Source organism: Pseudomonas parafulva (assembly GCF_002021815.1).
In the GTDB taxonomy this organism is placed as follows: domain Bacteria; phylum Pseudomonadota; class Gammaproteobacteria; order Pseudomonadales; family Pseudomonadaceae; genus Aquipseudomonas; species Aquipseudomonas parafulva_B.
In genome coordinates this window covers 3,075,302-3,097,864 of sequence record NZ_CP019952.1, presented here as the reverse complement: position 1 = coordinate 3,097,864, position 22,563 = coordinate 3,075,302, and the positions used below count along the sequence as shown (strand labels likewise).

At 62.4% G+C, this 22,563-nt stretch carries 18 protein-coding genes and 1 other RNA gene; 8 read left to right on the top strand and 11 right to left on the bottom strand.

Going from position 1 to position 22,563, the window contains the following annotated elements:
- Positions 1–29: 29 nt before the first annotated feature.
- Genes B2J77_RS13780 through puuE form a run of 3 tightly spaced genes read right to left on the bottom strand, consistent with a single transcriptional unit; the run spans position 30 to position 2,024 of the window.
- The gene (locus tag B2J77_RS13780) at positions 30–533 is read right to left on the bottom strand and encodes an ureidoglycolate lyase (protein ID WP_023535901.1); all 504 of its coding nucleotides are present in this window, start codon (positions 531–533) and stop codon (positions 30–32) included.
- Between the two features lie 49 nt (positions 534–582).
- Positions 583–1,098, bottom strand: coding sequence for a 2-oxo-4-hydroxy-4-carboxy-5-ureidoimidazoline decarboxylase (gene uraD / locus B2J77_RS13775; protein WP_058638547.1), 516 nt, complete (start codon positions 1,096–1,098; stop codon positions 583–585).
- Positions 1,098–2,024 (bottom strand): allantoinase PuuE, encoded by a 927-nt coding sequence (gene puuE, locus B2J77_RS13770; RefSeq protein ID WP_058604792.1) that lies wholly within the window; start codon positions 2,022–2,024, stop codon positions 1,098–1,100. Before puuE ends, uraD begins: the two co-directional genes overlap by 1 nt.
- Positions 2,025–2,396: 372 nt before the next feature.
- On the opposite strand from puuE, the gene uraH reads away from it, so the two are divergent.
- Positions 2,397–2,750 carry a hydroxyisourate hydrolase gene (uraH, locus tag B2J77_RS13765; RefSeq protein ID WP_058604793.1) on the top strand — a complete coding sequence of 118 codons (354 nt, stop codon included), beginning with the start codon at positions 2,397–2,399 and terminating at the stop codon, positions 2,748–2,750.
- A 71-nt stretch (positions 2,751–2,821) separates the two neighbouring features.
- Here the strand turns inward: uraH and B2J77_RS13760 are convergent, their stop codons facing one another.
- Positions 2,822–3,565, bottom strand: a complete 744-nt coding sequence (locus B2J77_RS13760) for an RHS repeat-associated core domain-containing protein (RefSeq protein ID WP_078478861.1) — start codon at positions 3,563–3,565, stop codon at positions 2,822–2,824.
- 145 nt (positions 3,566–3,710) lie between these two features.
- Positions 3,711–5,060 carry an NCS2 family permease gene (locus B2J77_RS13755; protein ID WP_078478860.1) on the bottom strand — a complete coding sequence of 450 codons (1,350 nt, stop codon included), beginning with the start codon at positions 5,058–5,060 and terminating at the stop codon, positions 3,711–3,713.
- 299 nt (positions 5,061–5,359) lie between these two features.
- On the opposite strand from B2J77_RS13755, the gene B2J77_RS13750 reads away from it, so the two are divergent.
- Entirely contained in the window at positions 5,360–6,115 is a 756-nt protein-coding gene (locus tag B2J77_RS13750; RefSeq protein ID WP_058638551.1) for a GntR family transcriptional regulator, read from the top strand.
- Between the two features lie 31 nt (positions 6,116–6,146).
- Here B2J77_RS13750 and guaD read toward each other — a convergent pair whose 3' ends face one another.
- The 4 genes from guaD to xdhA form a co-directional block, all read right to left on the bottom strand.
- Complete coding sequence (gene guaD, locus B2J77_RS13745) at positions 6,147–7,457, bottom strand: guanine deaminase (protein ID WP_058638552.1); 1,311 nt, start codon at positions 7,455–7,457, stop codon at positions 6,147–6,149.
- Positions 7,458–7,467: 10 nt separating this feature from the next.
- Positions 7,468–8,313 (bottom strand): xanthine dehydrogenase accessory protein XdhC, encoded by an 846-nt coding sequence (xdhC, locus tag B2J77_RS13740; protein ID WP_058638553.1) that lies wholly within the window; start codon positions 8,311–8,313, stop codon positions 7,468–7,470.
- 82 nt (positions 8,314–8,395) lie between these two features.
- A complete protein-coding gene (gene xdhB, locus B2J77_RS13735; protein ID WP_078478859.1) occupies positions 8,396–10,792 on the bottom strand; it encodes a xanthine dehydrogenase molybdopterin binding subunit in 2,397 nt (798 codons plus the stop codon).
- The gene (gene xdhA / locus B2J77_RS13730) at positions 10,785–12,239 is read right to left on the bottom strand and encodes a xanthine dehydrogenase small subunit (protein ID WP_078478858.1); all 1,455 of its coding nucleotides are present in this window, start codon (positions 12,237–12,239) and stop codon (positions 10,785–10,787) included. Before xdhA ends, xdhB begins: the two co-directional genes overlap by 8 nt.
- Positions 12,240–12,507: 268 nt before the next feature.
- Here xdhA and B2J77_RS13725 point away from each other — a divergent pair, with 268 nt between their 5' ends.
- The 5 genes from B2J77_RS13725 (at position 12,508) to ffs (ending at position 20,623) form a co-directional block, all read left to right on the top strand.
- The gene (locus tag B2J77_RS13725) at positions 12,508–13,167 is read left to right on the top strand and encodes a GntR family transcriptional regulator (RefSeq protein WP_078478857.1); all 660 of its coding nucleotides are present in this window, start codon (positions 12,508–12,510) and stop codon (positions 13,165–13,167) included.
- A gap of 3 nt (positions 13,168–13,170) precedes the next feature.
- Complete coding sequence (smc, locus tag B2J77_RS13720) at positions 13,171–16,662, top strand: chromosome segregation protein SMC (RefSeq protein ID WP_078478856.1); 3,492 nt, start codon at positions 13,171–13,173, stop codon at positions 16,660–16,662.
- 204 nt (positions 16,663–16,866) lie between these two features.
- Positions 16,867–17,757 carry a cell division protein ZipA gene (gene zipA, locus B2J77_RS13715; RefSeq protein ID WP_078478855.1) on the top strand — a complete coding sequence of 297 codons (891 nt, stop codon included), beginning with the start codon at positions 16,867–16,869 and terminating at the stop codon, positions 17,755–17,757.
- 224 nt (positions 17,758–17,981) lie between these two features.
- Complete coding sequence (gene ligA, locus B2J77_RS13710; RefSeq protein ID WP_058638559.1) at positions 17,982–20,312, top strand: NAD-dependent DNA ligase LigA; 2,331 nt, start codon at positions 17,982–17,984, stop codon at positions 20,310–20,312.
- A 214-nt stretch (positions 20,313–20,526) separates the two neighbouring features.
- Positions 20,527–20,623: signal recognition particle sRNA small type (gene ffs / locus B2J77_RS13705), an RNA gene on the top strand.
- A 177-nt stretch (positions 20,624–20,800) separates the two neighbouring features.
- On the opposite strand, the gene B2J77_RS13700 is transcribed toward ffs, so the two are convergent.
- Entirely contained in the window at positions 20,801–21,217 is a 417-nt protein-coding gene (locus tag B2J77_RS13700; RefSeq protein ID WP_058638560.1) for a helix-turn-helix domain-containing protein, read from the bottom strand.
- 80 nt (positions 21,218–21,297) lie between these two features.
- Between B2J77_RS13700 and B2J77_RS13695 the strand changes: the two genes are divergently transcribed.
- The gene (locus B2J77_RS13695) at positions 21,298–21,777 is read left to right on the top strand and encodes a DUF2938 domain-containing protein (RefSeq protein WP_058638561.1); all 480 of its coding nucleotides are present in this window, start codon (positions 21,298–21,300) and stop codon (positions 21,775–21,777) included.
- Positions 21,778–21,780: 3 nt separating this feature from the next.
- On the opposite strand, the gene B2J77_RS13690 is transcribed toward B2J77_RS13695, so the two are convergent.
- Positions 21,781–22,539, bottom strand: coding sequence for a substrate-binding periplasmic protein (locus tag B2J77_RS13690; RefSeq protein ID WP_078478854.1), 759 nt, complete (start codon positions 22,537–22,539; stop codon positions 21,781–21,783).
- Positions 22,540–22,563 lie beyond the last annotated feature (24 nt).

The window sequence follows — 22,563 nt, the reverse complement described above, 5'->3', positions numbered from 1 at the left end:
GGCAGTGCCCTGGCATGACCGACCTTTTCTTATTGGTGGGGGTTGAGGATCAGCATCTGTTCCTCGCTGAAGTAATGCTCATCGCAGTTGTTGCCAGAACCACTGCGATCAACCACCAGGAAGTCATCCCGCTTTTCGATCGTCAGCACCGGGTGGTGCCAGACGCCGCGATGGTAATTGACGCCCTGCCTGCCGTTGCTGCGGAAGGCGCGGACCAAGCCTGATACAGGTGCATCGCCAAGTGGCGCGACCACGATCAGAAAGGGGTTGCCGAGCAGCGGAATGAAAGCCTGGCTGCCCAGCGGATGGCGTTCGAGCATGCGCACGGTCAGCGGCATTTCCAACGCGTCGGCGCGGAAAATACTGATGATCGCCTTGTCTTCGGGCTCGGCGGTCTCGACCGTGGCGAGCTTGTGAAAGCGCATGGTCGAGCCGTTGTTGATCATGAAGTGGTCGCTGCCGTCGGTTTCGATCACGTCACCGAAAGGGGCGAAGGCTTCTTTGGTCAGGGGCTCGATCATCAGGGTGCGCATGCGGTTATCTCTTCTATTGTTCGTTGTTCTGTTAAGAATCGTCGGTCGCTTACAGCTGTTGCAGGCGGAACAGGGCGATCTGGTTGATCTGCTTGAGCGCCTCGGCGAATTCGGCCTTGGCATCGTTGTGGATGCGCTGTTCGAACGAGGCCAGGATCTGGTGCCGGTCGCTGCCCTTGACGGCCATGATGAACGGGAACTGGAACTTGGCCTTGTACGCCTCGTTGAGCGAGGTGAAGCGCGCAAATTCCTCGGCGGTGCATTGGTGAATACCGGCTCCGGCCTGTTCGTTGGTGCTCGAGGCGGTCAGTTCACCCTGCACGGCAGCCTTGCCGGCCAAGTCCGGGTGAGCGTTGATCAAGGCCAGTTGGTCGGCTTGGGGTGCGCTCAGCAGGATGTCGCTCATACGCTGGTGCAGTGTTTGTACGTTGTCCAGTTCGTCCAGTTGACCGAGGTCGTAGGCCTTCTCGGCGACCCACGGCGAGTGCTCGTAGATGTCGGCGAAGGCATGGACGAACGCGTCACGGTCAAGGGTGGACGGCTTGAGGGTCTTGAAGGTGGTCATCAGACGGCCCCTTTCTGGTACGGGTGGGTGGCTTGCCAGTGGCGGGCGATGTCGACGCGGCGGGCGAACCATACCTGCTCGTGGCTTTTGGCGTAGTCGACAAAACGCTTGAGCGCTGCCAGGCGTGCCGGCCGACCGACCAGGCGGCAGTGCAGGCCGATGGAGAGCATCTTCGGCGCCTCGGCGCCTTCGGCGTACAGCACGTCGAAAGCGTCCTTGAGGTACTGATAGAACTGCTCGCCACAGTTGAAGCCCTGCACTTGGGTGAAGCGCATGTCATTGGTGTCCAGGGTGTAGGGAATGACCAGGTGCGGCTTGCCGGTGGGGTTGTTCGGCTCCCAGTAGGGCAAGTCGTCGTCATAGGTGTCGCTGTCGTAGAGAAAGCCGCCTTCTTCCATGACCAGTCGGCGGGTGTTGGGGCCGGTGCGGCCGGTGTACCAGCCCAGCGGGCGTTCGCCGGTGATCTCGGTGAGGATGCGGATGGCTTCGAGCATGTGCTCGCGCTCCTGGGCCTCGTCCATGTACTGGTAGTCGATCCAGCGGTAGCCGTGGCTGCAGATTTCATGGCCGGCCTGGACCATGGCGCGGATCACGTCGGGGTGGCGCTGGGCGGCCATGGCCACGGCGAAGATGGTCAAGGGAATGCCGCTGTCTTTGAACAGTTTGAGCAGGCGCCACACGCCTGCGCGGCTGCCGTATTCGTAGAGCGACTCCATGCTCTGGTTGCGCACGCCCTGCAACGGCTGGGCAGCGACCATCTCGGAGAGAAAGGCTTCGGACTCCTTGTCGCCGTGCAGGATGTTGCGCTCGCCGCCTTCTTCGTAGTTGAGCACGAATGACAGGGCAATGCGGGCGTTGCCTGGCCATTGCGGGTGAGGAGGGTTATTGCCGTAACCGATCATGTCGCGAGGGTAGTCAGCGCTCACTGCAGTCTTCCTTCTTGTACGTGTGGGCAGGGTGGCGGGCCGCGTCGCTGTGTCGCACCACCGGATGCGATGATTGTATACAACTTATGAATTCTTTTGTAAGTCTGAATTTCCGTATTTCTGCCCAGGTGTCGTGTCTGGATACCTTGCAAGAAACCTGCCCACTTGGTCAGCTAAGCGCGATGAAGACGCTATGCCCTGCATTGTTGCCGCTGAAGCCATGGTCTGTTGGCTAATTGGCTGGGCAAGCAAAAAAATTGTGTACAATTTTTTTTGAGAATGTCTTAATTATGCGAATTCAAGCCGCACGTTGCCCCGCTTCGGGTCACTGGCGTGCGTACTTGCCCCTGGCAAACAAGAGGCGACAAGCAGATGGGACGTTTGACCACTCACGTACTGGACGCAGCCCATGGCTGCCCAGGCAGCGCAATCAAGGTGGAGTTGTACCGTGTCGAAGGCAGCCAGTTGACGTTGGTCACCTCGGCGCTCACCAACAGCGATGGCCGCGTCGACGCGCCATTGTTGCAAGGCGATGACTACCGTTCGGGTGTTTACCAGCTGCAGTTCAATGCCGGTGACTACTACCGTGGGCGTGGCGTGGCGCTGCCTGAGCAGCCGTTTCTGGATGTGGTGGTATTGCGCTTTGGCATCGATGCGCAGCAGGAGCACTACCATGTGCCGCTGCTGATATCGCCGTACAGTTATTCGACCTACCGTGGAAGCTAGTTGGTCGCTAGAAGAATCTTCGTAGGTCCTTTGGCCCGCTCTCACACTGGCGGGCTTTTTTTCGCCTAAGCCTAGGTGGTTTCGGTACGAATGCTCTGTTGCATATATGCCAGCGACTTGCCGGTCCTGAACAATGCGTGGTCTTCTGCGCCTGCGGCCAACGCACCTAGCAGGTTGAAACTCGTGCCGACCAGGCGCGGTGCTCCCCGTTCCTTCATCCATTCCTGACTGGCCAGTAAATGCGCAGATGTGTTGGAAATGCTAGCGCGTCTAGTGCGATCGGCGATGTCTACATAGACTTGCGCGTGCTCGATGCTCAGGGAATTATCACCGTGGCTGGCCAGGTTGCTGTTGACCACGCCAAGCTTGTGGATGAAAGGCGTACTGGTTGAGAGTTTCCTCGTGTATTCATGGATCACGGCCCGTCCCCCATTGAAGCTAGGTATGGACTGCGGGTTTGGCGATATCGACTTTCGGGTAAGACCCAAGCTTTCGGCCGCGAGCTCATGATTTGACCTCCACCACTTCTTGATTGCGCTGAACGTCACGGGCGCTCGACCCGACGGGTCGGCCATGTTCACCGGATCGTTCTGGCAGTAGGCGTATGGATTGAGCCCACCCTGAGCAAATGGACTCCAGTGGTCAGGGCTCTGCAACCTCATCAGTGTCGGGTCGTAGAGCCGGTGGCCTTTGCCTAGAGGGTACAGGCGGGAAATCGGATCACTGAACTCGCCGTTGAAGCCCAATGAGCTCTTGCTCCATAGGCTATGACCATATGGGGTATAGGTGGATAAGGCAGAGGTAGGTATGTGCATCGGCAGGCCTCCGTAAAGGCTTTCACTTGTAACAAGCACCGATTCAGTTTGCACCTGGCAAAAATCCTAGTTTGATCGATTTGCACGCCAATCGCGCCGGTAATGACAAATGGGCGCCGAAGCGCCCTTGGCTGTTGCGAAAGTTTCAGAGGAAGATGAACTTGGCAATAAAGATCGCACACAGCACCCACAAGCTAGCAGAGATCTCTTTGTATTTACCCGTACCGGCCTTCAGCGCCACATAGCTGATGAAACCCAGCGCAATGCCATCGGCCACCGAGAAGGTCAACGGCATCATGATCACTGTGACGATCGCCGGAATGCTGTCGGTCGCCTCGTCCCAGTTGATGTGCGCCATGCTGCCCATCATCAGCATCGCGACGTAGATCAGGGCGCCAGCGGTTGCATAGGCGGGGATCATGCCGGCCAGCGGTGCAAAGAACATGGCGGCGATGAACAGCACGCCTACCACCACAGCCGTCAGGCCGGTGCGCCCCCCGGCGGCCACTCCCGCGGCACTTTCCACATAGCTGGTGACCGGCGGCACGCCGACTACGGCGCCGAACACGCTCGAAGCACTGTCGGCCTTGAGCGCTTTGGACAGGTTCTCGATACGGCCGTCGGGGGCCACCAGGTTCGCCCGCTGCGCCACGCCCATCAGCGTGCCTGCGGTGTCGAACATGTGCACGAACAGAAACGCGAGGACCACGCTGATCATGCTCACGTTGAACACGCCCGCCACGTCCATGGCCATCCAGGTCGGCGCCAGGCTGGGCGGCATCGACACCACGCCGCCGAACTTCACCAGTCCCAGACCCCAGCCCGCCAGCGTTACGCCGATGATGCTGATCAGGATCGCCCCGAATACCCGCTTGTAGCTGAGGATGGCGATCATCAAAAAGCACATCGCCGCCAGCAGCGGGCCTGGCTCATGCAGCGAACCGAGTTTGATCAGGGTGGCGGGGCTGTCGACGATGATACCTGCGGTCTTCAGGCCGATCAGGCCGAGGAACAGGCCCACCCCGGCGCCCATGGCATGGCGCAGGCTGACGGGGATGCTGTTGAGCAGCCACTCGCGCACCTTGGACAGCGTCAGGAACATGAACAGCACGCCGGAGATGAAGACCGCGCCCAGTGCCGTTTCCCAGTTGTAGCCCATGGTGCCGACCACGGTGTAGGTAAAGAACGCATTGAGGCCCATGCCGGGTGCCAGACCCACTGGCCAGTTGGCATACAGCCCCATGAGCAGGCAGCCGAGGGCGGCGGCGATGCAAGTCGCCACGAAGGCTGCGCCATGATCAATGCCGGCATCGGCCATGATGTTGGGGTTGACGAAAATGATGTAGGCCATGGTGATGAAGGTGGTCACCCCGGCGATCAGCTCGGTTTTAACGGTACTGCCGTGTTGCCTGAGTTTGAAAATGCGCTCCAGCCAACCCGTGGCGGGCGGTGAAGCGATGTCCAGCGTAGGGACTTCGGTTTTGCGGCTTTCCACAGCGAGTACTCCTCAAGTCTTTCTTGTTGTTATGGAGCCCGTGGTCCTGAGCAATGCACTTGGCGGCTCCGCGAGGGCGGCAACTGGCCAGCAGCATGCAGTGCCGTGGCGCATTGTTGACCGTAAGGTCAGGAAGTTGCCTGAGCGATTATGCTTTTGTGTACAAAGAAAGCAAATACTGTTTTATGTTTTGTATGCTAGGTGAGGTGAACAATCGCTATATGCGTTAAAGCACGCCTGCAGAAACGGCTCAGCCTGTGTACAATGACGCCATACTTTCCTTCGTGCCTCGAGAGCCCATGAACGAACAGCTGCAACCCCTGAAAAAACCCGCGCGTGCTGGCAAGGCCGGTCGCAGTGGTACCCAGGACGACATTGTCTATGCGCACATCTTCGAGGCCATCCTGGAGCAACGTCTGGCGCCGGGCACCAAGCTCAGCGAAGAGGCGCTGGGCGAGATTTTCGGCGTCAGCCGCACCATCATCCGCCGGGCCCTGTCACGGTTGGCCCACGAGAGCGTGGTGCTGCTGCGGCCCAATCGGGGCGCCGTGGTCGCCAGCCCAACCGTGGAGGAGGCGCGCCAGGTGTTCTTCTCGCGGCGCATGGTCGAGCGTGCCATCACCGAGCTTGCCGTGGAGCACGCCACCGCCGAGCAGTTGGCCGAGCTTCGGCAGATGGTCCGCGAAGAGCGCGATAGTTTTTCCCGAGGGGATCGCGGCGCCGGCATCCGGCTGTCCGGCGAGTTTCACCTCAAGCTTGCCGAAGCGGCGGGGAATGCGCCGCTGGTGAGCTTCCAGCGCAGCCTGGTATCGCAGACCTCGCTGATCATCGCCCAGTACGAGAGCGGCAATCGTTCCCACTGCTCGTACGACGAGCATCTGCAGCTGATCGATGCCATCGAGGCGCGTGACGCCGCCCAGGCAGTCAGCCTGATGATGCATCACATGGACCACATCGACAGCAAGCTGAACCTGGACGAGGAGAGCGCCTCGGACGATCTGCATGCGGTGTTCTCCCATCTGCTGAAAAAGCCCAAGCTCACGGTCAAGAACTGACCGTTCGCCTGGGCTCGCATCAGCGCGACCCTTACCTTTCGCGCTGATGCACGCAACGCCCGGCCGCATAGGTTTCACGAACCGTGCGGTCGTCGCCTAGGGTGGTCAGCACGAACAACGTCTCCTCGATGCTTCTGGACTGCTGCAGGCGATAGTCCAGCAGCGGCGTTGCCTTGTAGTCCAGCACCACAAAGTCCGCGTCATTGCCCGGGCGCAGGCTGCCGATCCGGTCATCCAGGCGCAGCGCGCGCGCACCGCCCAGGGTCGCCAGGTAGAGCGACTTGAAAGGGTGCAGGCGTGCGCCTTGCAGCTGCATCACCTTGTATGCCTCATTGAGCGTGTTGAGCAGCGAGAAGCTGGTACCGGCGCCTACGTCGGTGCCCAGGCCGACATTGACCTTGAAGCGCTCCGCCTGAGGCAGATTGAACAGCCCGCTGCCCAGGAACAGGTTGGAGGTGGGGCAGAACGCGACCGCCGAGCCCGTCTCGGCCAGGCGCTGGCATTCTTCGTCGCACAGGTGCACGCCATGGGCGAAGACCGAGCGCTCGCCCAGCAGTTCGAAATGGTCGTACACATCCAGGTAGCCCTTCTGTTCCGGGAACAGCGACTTGACCCAGTCGATTTCCTGAAGGTTCTCCGACAGGTGCGTGTGCAGGTAAACGCCTGGGTGTTCCTTGAGCAGTTGGCCCGCCCGTGCCAGCTGCTCAGGCGTGCTGGTCGGTGCGAAACGCGGGGTGACGGCATAGTGCAGGCGGCCTTTGCCATGCCAGCGCTCGATCAGCGCTTTGCTTTGGGCGTAACCGGACTCGGCGGTGTCGGTCAGGTAATCGGGGGCGTTGCGGTCCATCATCACCTTGCCAGCGATCAGACGCAGGTCCAGGCGCTCGGCTGCTTCGAACAAGGCGTTGACCGATTCGGAGTGCACACTGCCGAACACCAGGGCGGTGGTGGTGCCGTTACGCAGCAGCTCCTTGAGGAAGATCTGCGCCACCTGGTCGGCATGGTCCTTGTCGGCAAATTGCTTCTCGCAAGGGAAGGTGTAGGTGTTCAACCAGTCCAGCAACTGCTCCCCGTAGGAGCCGATCATGCCGGTCTGGGGGAAGTGGATGTGGGTGTCGATGAACCCTGGGGTGATCAATGCGTCCTGGTAGTGCTCTACCGGTATGTCGGCGTCCAGGGTCGGCAACAAGTCGCTGGCATGGCCCACGGCCTGGATGCGTCCGTCGTCGATCACAAGCACGCCGTCTTCGAAATACTCATGGGAAGCGTCCAGGCCTACCTCGGCCGGGTCGGCGATGCTGTGCAGGATGGCGGCTCGGTAGGCTTTGCGGGTAACGGTCATATCTCACTCGTCAAATGGCTTGGCTGCGCCGTGAAGGCGGCAGCAACTGGGCAATGGGGCCGGCGTTGGCGGCAGCGTCGTGCTGGCCGAAGCGGGCGTTGTAGGTGGCGATGATTTCGCCGGCGATGGACACGGCGATTTCGATGGGCAGCTTGCCCTTGACCTCGGTCAGGCCCATCGGGCACCGCATGCGCGCCACCAGGGCGGGGTCGAACCCGCGCTCGCGCAGGCGATGCTCGAACTTGACTCGCTTGGTCTTCGAGCCGATCAGGCCGAACCAGGTGAAATCGTTGCGCTTGAGGATGGCAGCGGTCAGCTCCAGGTCGAGCTGATGGTTATGGGTCATGACGATGCAGTAGCTGCCCGGCGGCAGGTCTGCCACTTCATCGACCGGTTCCTCGCTGACCACGCGCGTCACGCCGGCGGGAATCTGGGCAGGGAATTCCTGCTCGCGCGAATCGATCCAGCGCACCCGGCAGGGCAGCGCGGCGAGCAAGGGTACCAGAGCCCGGCCGACATGGCCCGCGCCGAACACGGCGATCTGCGCCTGCACGGCGGCCATGGGTTCGAACAACAACACCGTCATACCCCCGCAGCACTGGCCGAGGCTGGCGCCAAGACTGAAGCGTTCCAGGTGCGGGGTACCGCGGTGCTCGCCGAGCATCTGCCGGGCGATGTGCAGCGCCTTGTATTCCAGATGGCCGCCGCCGATGGTGTCGTATGATCCGCAGGCGCTGACCACCATTTTCGAACCGGCATTGCGCGGGGTGGAGCCGCGTTCTTCGATGATGGTCACCAGTACGCAGGCCTCGCCGCGGGCCTGGTGTTCGGCCAGGGCGTTGATCCATTGGTGCATGATGCAAGATCCTCATCTATGGGTGCCTGTTCGGGCCTTCTCGCCGACTTGCCGGCAATGGGCCCGAACAGGCAACGCACCTTCAATTGTTCACTGCGTCCAGTTCCTGCACCGCAGGTTGCAGGGTGGCCGCCTTGCGCATCTGCTCACAGCCCCACAACACCCGCTCCGGCGTGGCAGGGGCATCTATGTTCGGTTGCACGCGGTAGTCGGCAAGGCTGGCCACCGCATCCTTGATCGCGCACCAGGCGGCGATCCCGAGCATGAACGGCGGCTCGCCCACGGCCTTGGAATGGAACACCGTGTCCTCCGGGTTCTTGCGGTTCTCCACCAGCTTGACCCGCATGTCCAGCGGCATGTCGGCCACCGCTGGAATCTTGTAGCTGGCCGGGCCGTTGGTCACGAGTTTGCCCTTGGCGTTCCACACCAGCTCCTCGGTGGTGAGCCAGCCCATGCCTTGAATGAATCCTCCCTCGACCTGTCCGATGTCGATGGCCGGGTTCAGCGAGTCGCCCACATCGTGCAGGATATCGGCGCGCAACATCTTGTATTCGCCAGTCAGGGTGTCGACGATCACTTCCACGCAGGCCGCGCCAAAGGCGTAGTAGTAGAAGGGGCGCCCCCGTGCCTGGCTGCGGTCATAGAAGATCTTTGGCGTGCGGTAGAACCCGGTGCTCGACAGCGACACCTGACCGAAATAAGCCTGCTGCACCAACTGCTCGAAGCTGACGATCTGGTCGCGCACACGCACGTGGGCATTACGGAACTCCACGTCTTCCTCGGTGACCTGGTAGTGCTTGGCAGCGAATTCGGTCAAACGTTTCTTGAGAATCTCGGCAGCATGCTGTGCGGCCTTGCCGTTCAAGTCAGCCCCACTGGAAGCGGCGGTAGGGGAGGTGTTGGGTACCTTGTCGGTGTTGGTGGCGGTGATCTGGATCCGGTCGATATCGACCTGGAAGACCTGGGCCACCACCTGCGCCACCTTGGTGTTCAGGCCCTGGCCCATTTCAGTGCCGCCGTGGTTCAGGTGGATGCTGCCATCGGTGTAGATATGGATCAGCGCCCCTGCCTGGTTGAGGAAGGTGGCGGTGAACGAGATGCCGAACTTGACCGGAGTCAGCGCCAGGCCTTTTTTCAGGATCGGGCTGCTGGCATTGAAGCGGCCGATGGCCGCCCGCCGTTCGGCGTAGTCACTGCTGGCTTCAAGCTCGGCGGTCATCTCCTCGAGCATGTTGTGCTCGACGGTCTGGTAATAATGGGTGACGTTGCGCTTGTCCTTGCCATAGTAGTTGGCCTTGCGCACGGCCAACGGGTCGCGGCCAAGGTGCCTGGCGATGTGGTCCATCACCTGCTCGATGGCGACCATGCCTTGCGGTCCGCCAAAGCCCCGGTAGGCCGTATTCGACGCGGTGTTGGTCTTGCAGCGGTGCCCGTGGACGGTGGCATCGCCCAGGTAGTAGGCGTTGTCGGAGTGGAACATGGCGCGGTCGACGATCGAGCCGGACAGGTCCGGGGAGTAGCCACAGTTGCCGGCCAGCTCCAGGTTGATGCCGTGCAGGCGACCCTGGTTGTCGAAGCCCACGTCGTACTCGACGTAGAAGGGGTGTCGCTTGCCGGTCATGGTCATGTCCTCGACCCGCGGCAAGCGCATCTTCGTCGGTTGCCCGGTCAGGCGGGCGATGACGGCGCACAGGCAAGCCGGGCTCGCGGCCTGGGTCTCCTTGCCGCCAAATCCGCCGCCCATGCGGCGCATGTCCAGCACCACCTTGTTCATGGGCACATCGAGCACTTCGGCCACCAGTTTCTGCACCTCGGTGGGGTTCTGGGTGGAGCAGTACACGATCATGCCGCCGTCTTCGGTGGGCATCACCGAGGAAATCTGGGTCTCCAGGTAGAAGTGTTCCTGGCCGCCGATGTGCAGGGTGCCTTGCAGGCGATGCGGGGCGCTGGCCAGGGCTGCAGCGCTGTCGCCGCGCTGATGGGTGTGGCTGTCGAGCACGAAGTGCCGCTTGCGCAGCGCCTCGACCACATCGAGCACCGGTTCGAGGTCCTCGTATTCGATGACGGCGGCCATGGCGGCGCGGCGTGCGGTGTCCAGGTCACGTGCGGCCACGGCCAGGACCGGCTGACCGAAGAACTCGACCTTGTCGATGGCCAGCAAGGGATCGCCTGCCACCACCGGGCCGATGTCCTTGAGCCCGGGAATGTCCTGATGGGTGATCGCGATGCGCACCCCTTCGAAGGCGTAGCAGGGCGTGGTGTCGATGCGCAGGATGCGCGCATGGGCACGGTCTGCGGTACGTGCGTAGACGTGCAGCTGGTTGGGGAATTCCAGTCGGTCGTCGATGTACAACGCTTCGCCGGACACGTGCTTGTCGGCGCTATCGTGCTTGACGCTGCGCCCGACCCCGGTGGTCAGGTCCTGGCGGAACAGGTCGGCCATTTCGGCCTGGCTTTTGGGCACATGATGGTTAGACATAAGCGGTCACCCGGGTTTCGATGTGCGGCGTTTGCAGTTCGATAAAGTACTTGCGCAGCAGGTTCTGCGCGGTCAGCAGGCGGTATTGCTGGCTGGCGCGGAAGTCGCTGAGCGGGGTGAAGTCTTCGGCCAGGGCCTGGCAGGCGCGCTCCACGCTGGCCTTGTTCCAGGGTTGGCCAAGCAACGCCGCCTCGCAGGCACGGGCGCGCTTGGGGATGGCCGCCATGCCGCCGAAGGCGATGCGTGCGCCGCTGACCACCCCGTGCTCGATGCTCAGGTTGAACGCTGCGCACACCGCCGAAATGTCATCGTCCAGGCGCTTGGAAACCTTGTAGGCGCGGAACGTCCAGTCGTGCCGGGCGAGGGGTACCAGGATCTTCTCGATGAACTCGCTGTCCTGCCGGGCGGTGATGCGGTAGTCGATGAAATAGGCTTCCAGCGGCATCGTGCGCTGGCGCTCGCCCTGGCGCAGGACCACCTGGGCGTCCAGCGCGATCAACAAGGGCGGTGAGTCGCCGATGGGCGAAGCGTTGCCGATGTTGCCGCCCAGGGTGCCCTGGTTGCGGATCTGCAGCGAAGCGAAGCGATGCAGCAGCGCGCCGAAGTCCGGGTATTGGGCGTTCAACGCCTGGTAGCAGTCAGTGAGCGGGGTAGCGGCACCGATTTCAAGATGGGTGGCGGTCTGCTCGATCCGCTTGAGCTCGGCTACATGCCCCACGTAGATCATCACTGGCAGGGTCTTGTGCATTTGCGTGACTTCCAGCGCCAGGTCGGTACCGCCTGCCAGCAACCGGGCTTCGGGGTGCGAACTGTACAGCTCGGCCAGGTCGGCGACGGTCAGCGGGACCAGGCAACGTTTGTCGCCACTGTTCAGCTCGCCGGTCTGCGACGGTGCAATGGCCTTGAGGCGGGCGATGGTCTGCGCTTGCTGGGCATCGAACTGGTCAGGGCAGGGCTGCCGGCAGCTCTGCTGGGCGGCGTCGAGGATGGGCCGGTAACCCGTGCAGCGGCACAGGTTGCCGGCCAGTGCTTCCTGGGCCTGATGCACGTCGGCACCTTGACTGTTCTTTTGCAGGGCGAACAACGACATCACAAAGCCTGGCGTACAGAAACCGCATTGCGATCCATGGCAGTCCGCCATGGCTTGTTGCACGCTGTGCAGCTGGCCTTGGTGCTTGAGGCCTTCGACGCTGATCAGTTGCTTGCCGTGCAGGCTGGACACGAACGTCAGGCATGAGTTGAGGCTGCGATAGCGCAAGGCATCGTTGCCGGCGTCGTCCTGGGTCAGTTCACCGATCACCACGGTGCAGGCGCCGCAGTCACCGCTGGCGCAGCCCTCTTTGGTGCCGGGTTTGCCCAACTGCTCGCGCAGGTATTGCAGCACGGTCATGTTCGGGTCCAGGGCGTGCTCGCTGCGCAGCTCTTGGTTGACGAGAAACTGGATCACGGGGATGGCCTCGCAATGGTTTTATTGTTGTTGGGCCGACTCTAAGCAACACCTGTCGCGCGGGTCAATGTTTTTCTGACTCAAAGGTCAGGAAATCGTCCGGCGGCCGGCCCACCCTGGTTGATGATGCTTACACCAAGCATAGATCGCGCCGGCCCGGCAGCTGTCCGGGTGGTCAAATAAACCCCGATAGCCCGCTGCGCTTCCCGGGGGCAAGTAGGCTACAATCCGCCCCCTTGTGTCCCGTTCAGTGATTTGAAGGAAAACCATGACGTTCAAGGCCCCGGACAGCCTCGCCGAGCAGATTGCCGATTACCTGGCCGAGCGCATCATCCGCGGCGAACTGGCGCCTGCAGAGCGTATCCAGGAACAGAAGGTGACCCAGGCGCTCAACGTCAGCCGGGGTTCGGTGCGCGAAGCGCTGCTGATCCTTGAACGTCGCCACCTGGTGGCGATATTGCCGCGCCGGGGCGCCCACGTCACCGAGCTGGATGAGCGCAGCGTGCGCAGCCTGTGCACGCTCATGAGCGAGTTTTACATCCTGCTGGGCAACGCGGTTGCACAACGCTGGCGCAATGAAGACGAACTGCGCCCGTTTCTGGACATTCAGCAGCGTCTTCAGGTGGCGCATGCCGCACGTGACATTGAGGCGTTCGTGGCCGAGAGTTTCGAGGTGATGCGTGCTGCCTACCCCTTCGCCGACAACCCGTTCCTGCAGGAAACCGTCGAGAACTTGCAGCCCGCCATGAGCCGCGCCTATTACCTGTCCCTGGACCAGCGCCAGGCGAACATGGTCGATTACCTGGGCCTGTTCGATCACTTGCTCGAGGCGGTGGTGCTGCGCGACTTGCTGCGCATTCGTGAAGTACTTACCGCCTATGGCCAGCGCAGTTGCGAACTGGTACTGGCAGCGCTGGCCCGGCCCTGACTGATGCGTCTGAAGTGCATCCGCCTGGCAGGGTTCAAGTCTTTCGTCGACCCCACCACCGTCAACTTCCCGAGCAATATGGCGGCGGTCGTGGGCCCCAATGGCTGTGGCAAGTCCAACATCATCGACGCCGTACGCTGGGTAATGGGCGAAAGTTCGGCAAAGAACCTGCGCGGCGAGTCGATGACCGACGTCATCTTCAACGGCTCCAGCGGCCGCAAGCCGGTCAGCCAGGCCAGCATCGAACTGGTGTTCGACAACAGCGAGACTACCCTTGTGGGCGAGTATGCCGCCTACGCCGAGATCTCAATTCGGCGCAAGGTCACCCGCGACAGCCAGAACAGCTATTACCTCAACGGCACCAAGTGCAGGCGTCGGGACATCACCGATATCTTCCTGGGCACAGGCCTCGGGCCTCGCAGCTACTCGATCATCGAACAGGGCATGATCTCCAAGCTGATCGAAGCCAAGCCCGAGGAACTGCGCAATTTCATCGAGGAAGCGGCGGGTATCTCCAAGTACAAGGAGCGTCGCCGCGAAACTGAAAACCGCATCCGCCGAACCCAGGAGAACCTGGCGCGCCTGACCGACCTGCGCGAGGAGCTGGAACGCCAGCTTGAGCGCCTGCACCGCCAGGCCCAGGCGGCCGAGAAATACCGTGAATACAAGGCGCAGGAACGCCAGCTCAAGGCGCGCCTGGCGGCGTTGCGCTGGCGCGAGCTGGACGAACGGGTTCGTCAGCGTCAGTCGGTGATCGGTAACCAGGATGTGTCCTTCGAGGCGCTGGTGGCCGAGCAGCGCAATGCCGATGCCAGCATCGAGCGGCTGCGTGACGGTCATCATGAGCTGTCCGAGCGCTTCAACCAGGTGCAGGCCCGGTTCTACTCGGTGGCCGGCGACATCGCCCGGGTCGAGCAAAGCATCCAGCACGGCCAGCAACGTTTGCGCCAGTTGCAGGACGATTTCAAGGAAGCCGAACGCACGCGCCAGGAAACCGAATCGCACCTGGGGCATGACCGTACGCTGCTGGCAACTTTGGCAGAAGAACTGGCCATGCTCGAGCCCGAGCAGGCGCTGACCCTGGCGGCTGCCGAAGAAAGCGCTGCCGTGCTGGAAGAGGCCGAATCAGGCATGCACGGTTGGCAGGAGCAGTGGGACACCTTCAACAGTCGCTCGGCTGAACCGCGTCGCCAGGCCGAAGTGCAGCAGGCGCGCTTGCAGCAGTTGGAAAGCGGCTTGGAGCGCCTGGCCGAGCGTCAGCGCAAACTCACCGACGAACAGGTGCAGTTGGGCGAAGACCCGCAAGACGCGGCGATGCTGGAGCAGGTTGAGCAGTTGGCCAGCAGCGAGTTGTCGCTCGAAGCACTGCAACTGGAGGAAGAGGAGGTTATCGAGCGCCTGGAAACGGTGCGCCAGGCGCTGCAGGAGGCCGGGCTGGCTCAGCAACAGGCCCAGGGTGATGTGCAACGCCTGGGCGGGCGCCTGGCATCGCTGGAAGCCCTGCAGCAGGCAGCCCTGGACCCAGGTGCTGGTGTGGTCCAATGGTTGCAGGGGCAGGGGTTGTCAGACTGCCCTCGCCTGGCACAAGCGTTGCGCGTTGAGCCCGGGTGGGAGCTTGCGGTGGAAACCGTGTTGGGCGCCGACTTGCAAGCCGTGCTGGTGGACGACTTCGCACCATTGGATCTGGCGGGCTTGCAGCAGGGCGATGTGAGCCTGCTGCTCGCGGCTTGCGCCAGCCAGGCGGTGCCTTCCGGCAGCCTGCTGGACAAGGTACAAGGCCCCGTCGACCTCGCGCCATGGCTGGGCCAGGTCAGGCCCGTGGAAGACCTGGCCGAGGCCTTGGCCTTGCGTGCTGCGTTGGGCGAAGGGCAGAGCCTGGTCAGCCGCGATGGCTACTGGGTCGCCCGCCACAGCCTTCGTGTGCGCCGCGGTGGCAGCGGTGAAGGCGGGGTGCTGGCGCGCGGTCAGGAGATCGAGCGGCTCGAGCACAGTCAGCGTGAGCAGCACATCGCCCTGCAGCAGCTTGACCAGCAGCTGCACACCCTGCGTGAACAGCAGCAGCACCTGGAAGCGCAGCGCGAGCAGGTACGCCGTCGCGCCCAGGAAAAAAGCCGCCTGCAAGCCGAACTCAAGGCCAGCTTGTCAGCCAACCGTGCCCGTGCCGAACAGGTCGCGCTGCGCCGCCGCCGTTTGGACGAAGAGCTGGCTGAGCTCGACGAGCAGCGCGCCCTCGAGCATGAGCAACTGGGCGAAGCCCGTTTGCTGTTGCAGGATGCCCTCGAACTCATGGCCCAGGACACCGATCGGCGCGAAGTGCTGCTGGCCCAGCGCGACCGGCTGCGTGAGGGCCTGGACCGCATTCGTCAGGAAGCCAGGCAGCACAAGGACCATGCCCACCAGCTGGCCGTGCGCCTGGGGTCGCTGCGCGCCCAGCATGACTCCACGCGTCAGGCCCTGGAACGCCTGGAACTGCAAGCGGCCCGTCTGAGCGAGCGACAGGAGCAGCTGAGTCTGAACCTGGAGGAGGGGGAGGCGCCGTTGGAGGAGCTGCGGCTCAAGCTCGAAGAGTTGCTGGAACGGCGCATGGGTGTCGACGAAGAAATGCGCCAGGCACGCCTGCAAATGGACGAGGCCGACCGCGAACTGCGCGATGCCGAAAAGCGCCGCACCCAGGCCGAGCAGCAGGCTCAGTTGCTGCGTGGTCAACTCGAACAACTGCGCCTGGAGTGTCAGGGCCTGGAAGTGCGGCGTACTACATTGCAGGAGCAGTTGCTCGCCGACGGTTACGACTTGCAGGGCGTTCTCGCCACGGTCGAGCCCGACGCTACCGAGGCCGGCACCGAGCAGGCCTTGGAGCAGCTCGATGCCCGTATCCAGCGGCTGGGCGCGATCAACCTGGCCGCCATCGAGGAGTACGAACAGCAGTCCGAGCGCAAGCGCTACCTCGATGCCCAGGATGCTGATCTGGTCGAAGCGCTGGACACGCTTGAAAATGTCATTCGCAAGATCGACAAGGAAACCCGCCACCGCTTCAAAGATACCTTTGATCAGATAAATGCCGGATTGCAGGCACTTTTCCCAAAAGTTTTCGGTGGCGGCAGCGCTTATCTGGAACTGACGGGCGAAGATCTACTCGATACAGGGGTGACGATCATGGCGCGACCACCGGGCAAGAAGAACAGCACCATTCATCTGCTGTCCGGTGGCGAAAAAGCACTGACCGCCTTGGCGTTGGTGTTTGCCATCTTCAAGTTGAACCCCGCACCGTTCTGCATGCTCGATGAAGTCGACGCACCGCTGGACGATGCCAACGTCGGGCGGTATGCCCGGCTGGTAAAGGAAATGAGTGAGAGCGTGCAGTTCATTTACATCACGCACAACAAGATCGCCATGGAAATGGCCGACCAGCTGATGGGGGTCACCATGCACGAGCCGGGCTGTTCGCGCCTGGTGGCCGTGGATGTGGAGGCGGCCATGGCGATGGTCGATGCGTGAAACCTGTGGTCGAACGGCACAATCTTCATTGAAATGCCCCTGTCATGTGAGACAGACGGTGTAAAGTTGTCTTTGGTCGTGCTAGCTTTATGTCACTCGTTTTATGCGTGGGTAAAACGCCTGTCAGAACATAGGCTTGGCGCCACGTGTTAAAGGCCTTTGAAGCCTTTGTTTTCAGCATATTTATTAGAGGCACGGGATTACATGGAAATCGGTCTGCGCGAGTGGCTGATCCTTATCGGCATCATTGTCATTGCCGGCATTCTTTTCGATGGCTGGCGCCGTATGCGCGGCGGCAAGGGTAAGTTGAAATTCCGTCTGGACCGCAGTTATGCCAATGCGGCGGACGATGAAGGCGGTGGTGCCGAAGTGCTCGGCCCACCCCGCGTGCTCGACACCCACAGGGAGCCTGAGCTGGACGAAAGTGATCTTCCGTCGCTCAGTGCCTCGGACCGGGACCGTGAGCGCGAACCTAAACCTGCCAAGGTCAGCAAGTGGCCAAAACGCCCGGCGGCTGCAGAAGCGCCGCGCGTTGACGCAGGCTTCAGCGCGCCCTCCCGTGAAGCGGATATCGTGATCGACGACGAGGACGACTTCGCGGCGGACAGGGGGCGTAGCTCATCCCCTGCAGCGGCCAACAACAGCGTCAAGGAGCTGCCGCCGGCTGAGGAAGTGCTGGTGATCAGCGTTATTTCCCGTGACGAGGGTGGGTTCAAGGGCCCGGCGTTGCTGCAGAACATTCTGGAAAGTGGCCTGCGGTTCGGCGAGATGGACATCTTCCACCGTCACGAGAGCATGGCCGGTCACGGCGAAGTGCTGTTCTCCATGGCCAATGCCGTCAAGCCTGGCATCTTCGACCTGGATGACATCGACCATTTCAGCACGCGTGCGGTGAGCTTCTTCCTCGGCCTGCCCGGCCCGCGCCATCCGAAGCAGGCCTTCGACGTCATGGTGGCGGCAGCGCGCAAGCTGGCCCATGAGCTCAACGGTGAACTCAAGGATGACCAGCGCAGCGTTTTAACGGCGCAGACCATCGAACACTACCGCCAGCGCATCGTGGAATTCGAGCGCCGTGCCCTGACCCAGAAGCGCTGATAAATCCAGACGAAGAGCAGCCTCGGGGCGTGCTGGTCGGTTCAGGCCTCTTGCTCATCGACTCGGCTTTCGGCAAGCGAGCCCGCTTCACGGTTTCACCGCAGCCTTTGAAGGCTGTGGCGAACCTGTGGAGCGGGCTCGCTGCCTAAGGCACAAGGCGATGACGAGACCTGGCTCTCCAGAGGCTGCCAGGCTGCTCTTTCGTTTTGCAAGAGAAGCTCAAAATGACCGCTGAAACCCGCATTCACGAACTGCGTGCCGAACTCGACCAGCACAACTACCGCTACTATGTGCTGGACGAACCCAGCGTGCCCGACGCCGAGTACGACCGGCTGTTCAACGAACTCAAGGCGCTGGAGGCCGAGCATCCCCACCTGGTCACGCCCGACTCGCCCACCCAGCGGGTAGGTGGGGCGGCCCTTGCCGCATTCAGCCAGGTTCGTCATGAGGTTCCCATGCTCAGCCTGGGTAATGCCTTCGAAGAGGCTGACCTGCGTGAGTTCGGTCGCCGTGTGACGGAAGGGCTGGACCAGCCAGGCGCGGTGGATTTCAGCTGCGAGCCCAAGCTCGATGGCCTGGCGGTCAGCCTGCTCTACCGTGACGGTCACCTGGTGCAGGGTGCCACGCGAGGCGACGGCACCACGGGTGAAGACATCAGCGCCAACGTGCGTACCGTGCGCAACATTCCCTTGAAGCTGCACGGGCAAGGCTGGCCTGCGGTGCTGGAAGTGCGCGGCGAGGTGTTCATGAGCAAGGCCGGCTTCGACCGGCTCAATGCGTCCCAGGCCGACCTCGGCGGCAAGACCTTCGCCAACCCGCGCAATGCCGCGGCAGGCAGCCTGCGTCAGCTGGACTCCAAGATCACTGCCAGTCGCCCGCTGGAATTCTGCTGCTACGGTGTCGGCCAGGTGTCCGCACCTGTGGCCGACAGCCATATCGCCACGCTGGAGCAGCTCAAGACATGGGGGTTGCCGATCAGTCGCGAGCTCAAGCACGCGGCCGGCATCGAGCAATGTCTGGACTATTACCGCGACATCGGCGAGCGGCGTAACAGCCTGCCTTACGAGATCGATGGCGTGGTGTTCAAGGTCAACAGCCTGGCCGCACAGCGGGAGCTGGGTTTCCGTGCCCGGGAGCCGCGCTGGGCCATCGCCCATAAATTCCCGGCGATGGAGGAGCTCACCGAGGTGCTGGACGTGGAGTTCCAGGTGGGGCGTACGGGCGCGGTCACCCCAGTCGCCCGCCTGAAGCCGGTCAAGGTCGCCGGTGTGACGGTGTCCAATGCCACCTTGCACAACATGGACGAGATCGCCCGCCTGGGCTTGCGCATTGGCGATACGGTCATCATCCGCCGCGCAGGCGACGTGATCCCGCAGGTGATGCAGGTGGTGCTGGAGCGTCGGCCGGAAGGGGCGCGTGAAGTGCGGGTGCCCAGCCAGTGCCCGGTGTGCGGCTCGCATGTGGAGCGCACCCAGCTGGTCAAGCGCAGCAAGGGCAGGGAAGTGACCAGCGAGGGGGCCGTGTACCGCTGTGTCGGTCGCCTGGCCTGTGGGGCGCAGCTCAAGCAGGCGATCATCCACTACGTGTCGCGCCGGGCCATGGACATCGACGGGCTGGGTGAGAAAAGCGTGGAGCAGTTGGTGGACGAGGGCCTGATTGCCTCACCCGCCGACCTTTACACGCTCACGTTTGACCAAATCGTCGGCCTCGAAGGTTTTGCCGAAGTGTCCAGCCGCAAGCTGCTCGATGCCATCGCCGCCAGCAAGCAGCCGACCCTTGCCCGCTTCATCTATGCCCTGGGCATTCCCGATGTCGGTGAAGAAACCGCCAAGGTGCTGGCCCGCTCACTGGGCAGCCTGTCGCGCGTGCAACAGGCATTGCCGCAGGTGCTCACCTATCTGCCGGACATTGGCCTGGAAGTGGCCCATGAGATCCACAACTTCTTTGAAGACGAACACAACCAGAAGGTCATCCGCCAGTTGCTGGACAGCGGCATGCAGTTGCAGGACGAAGGCGAACTGGCCGCGGAGTTCGCCGCCAGTACCACCCTGGCTGACATGCTCGCCAAACTCGACATCCCCTCGGTAGGGCCGACCGGCGCGCAAAAGCTGGTGGCGCGCCTGGACAGCCTGGACAAGATCATCGCCGCCGACGGCATTGACCTGCGCCAGGCGCTCAATACGCGCCAGGCAGAGGCTGTACGCGGGTTTTTCAGGGATGAAGCCAACCAGCGTCTGGCCCATGCCATCGAGGCGCAGCTGCTGGCCTTCGGCATGCACTGGCGCAGCGAGAAGAAGGTGGCCGAGGGGCTGCCTCTGGCAGGCCAAACGTGGGTGCTGACCGGCTCCCTGGAACGCATGAGCCGCGACATCGCCAAGGAGAAGCTCGAAGGCCTGGGGGCGAAAGTGGCGGGGTCCGTTTCTGGCAAGACCCACTGCGTGGTGGCAGGGCCGGGTGCCGGGTCGAAGCTGGCCAAGGCCAGCGAGCTGGGCGTGAAGGTGCTCGATGAAGAGGCGTTCGTGGCGTTTCTTGCCCAGCAGGGCATCGAGGTCTGATAACCCTGGAGCCGTGTTGGCCCGGTGCGTGATTGTCGGCACTTGGCCATCTTGGCGTGCGGGGGTGGCTGGCGAGGTGTTTGACCGCGTGGCGCGCGCTAGCCAGACAAGTCATTGAGAAATGATGACTTTTTCTGCTGCAGAGGTTGTATCTGGGCTCAGGACCGGTACAATGGCGCCACTCGCTGTTCAGCGAGACATGTAGTGGTGGCCCTGTCGGTCCTCCCGCATTGATTACCCGTTAACCTGGTCAGGCCCGGAAGGGAGCAGCCATAGCGGGAACATCGAGTGCCGGGGTGTGGCTGGCGGGGCCGCCTCCATTTCAGGCCTTAAATTCTAAAAGGCCAAGCGCTTGGTCACTCAGACTGCACACGAAAATCTGTCGGCCTTTGCCACAATGCGCCAAGGCGTTTCGGTTTTTGTTGTAAGCGCAGCCCGTTCACGCCCCTGAGGCAATTGGCTATGGCGCTGCGCACACTACCGCGTTTCTACCCGGCCTTCACAGAGCGGCTCGATACTTTCATGCGTGCTGACCTCGCTGAGGCCACTGCCATCAACCGGCGAAACCTCGGGCAAGCCAGATGATCGTCGGCAGGGCACTCAGCCGCGTGGCGCAAGCCTTTGCTCATGGCCTGCAACGTCTTGATCCGGCTGTCGAGCTCATCGGCCTTCGCCAGCAGCTGCGCCCGGTCGACCTTCATGTCCACCAGCAGGGTGCTGATTTCGTCCAGCGAAAAACCGGCGGACTGGCCCAGCGCTATCAATGCGAGCCTTTGCGCCACGTCAGCCGAAAACTGCCGGCGTTGGCCGGGCTCGCCACGCGCCGTGAGCAGTCCCTTCTTCTGGTAATAACGCAGCGTCGAAGACGGCACGCCCGTGCGTCTCGCCACATCTGCAATGTCCATGTACAAGCCCTTGACTTGAAGTTGACTTCAACTTGCATGCTGACCGGCGAATCCGACAACGTCAAATCAGAGGGAGCGTCATGGGCATCAGCGAACAGTGGATTGCAGCAATAGGCATCGGCGTCGGGGCCACACTGGTCATGGACGGCTGGTCGGCGGTCTCCAGGCGCCTGGGCGTTAGCACGCTCGATTACGCCTTGGTGGGTCGCTGGGCGGGGCATGCACTGCGAGGGCGCTGGCGCCACCAGGCAATCCGTCAGGCCCCGCCCATCAAGCATGAGCGGATCTTGGGCTGGACGCTGCACTACGTCATTGGCGTGGCGTTCGCGATGCTGCTGGTCATCACGGCGGGCACTCCCTGGCTGAGCGCCCCGACCCTGTGGCCGGCATTGGCTGTGGGCGCAGGTACGGTACTGGCGCCCCTGTGCCTGATGCAGCCTGCCATGGGCATGGGCTTTTTTGCTTCACGCACGCCCAGCCCCTGGCGCGCGCGGTTCAAGAGCCTGGTGAATCACCTGGTATTCGGTATCGGGATGTACGTGACGGCCTTGGCGCTGTAGGCGTCAGGTGCCCGTCCCGGCGGGTTGGGGCTCTTCGGTGCTGCCGTAGCGTTGCAGCAAGCGCTCCATCTCCCCGCTCTGCTTGAGGCGCACCAATGCGCGCAGAAGCGCTTGGGCGGGGATGTCAGGGTCGTTGCGTACCAGGCAGCCCAGGTCCTGTTCGTCCAGCACCGCCAGTGGCTGCAGTTGCGCATGGCGCTGGTGATTGAACCACCGCAGTGACAGTTGGTTGCTGACGGCATAGCGGTACCGTCCCGCTTGCAGCTTCTGCAGGGCCAGCTCCTGGCTGCGGCTATCCTCCCGGTAAAGGCGGTGTGCCGCCAGCAGGGGTTCAAGCGTGGTGTAGGTGTAGCCCAGGACGGTGCCGATGGGCTGGGGTGACAACCGTTGCGGCGAAATCGGGCCGCCTTCGCCTATGCGGCCTACCAGCACATCGCGCTGGTGAATCAGCGGCACGCTCCAGATGAAGTCCTTCGGCCGCGCCATCAGCCACTGATCGCTGACATAGCAACGTACATCGATATCACCCTGGTTCATCGCCTCCTCGAGGCGCATTCGAGCCATTACATGATATTCGGCGCGTACACCGGCTTGCTCGGCGGCCGCCTGCATCACATCGAACAACAGGCCCTCGACCGGCTGGCCGTTCTCGATGCGAATCAGCGGCATGCTCCAGCTCTCGGCCACCGAAAAACGCAGTACCGGCTGTTCAGCCAGGCTGTGAGCCGACCAGAAAAGAAGCAAAGTCAGCAGGGTCCGCACCGCAGGTCCTCCATGATCCGCTGT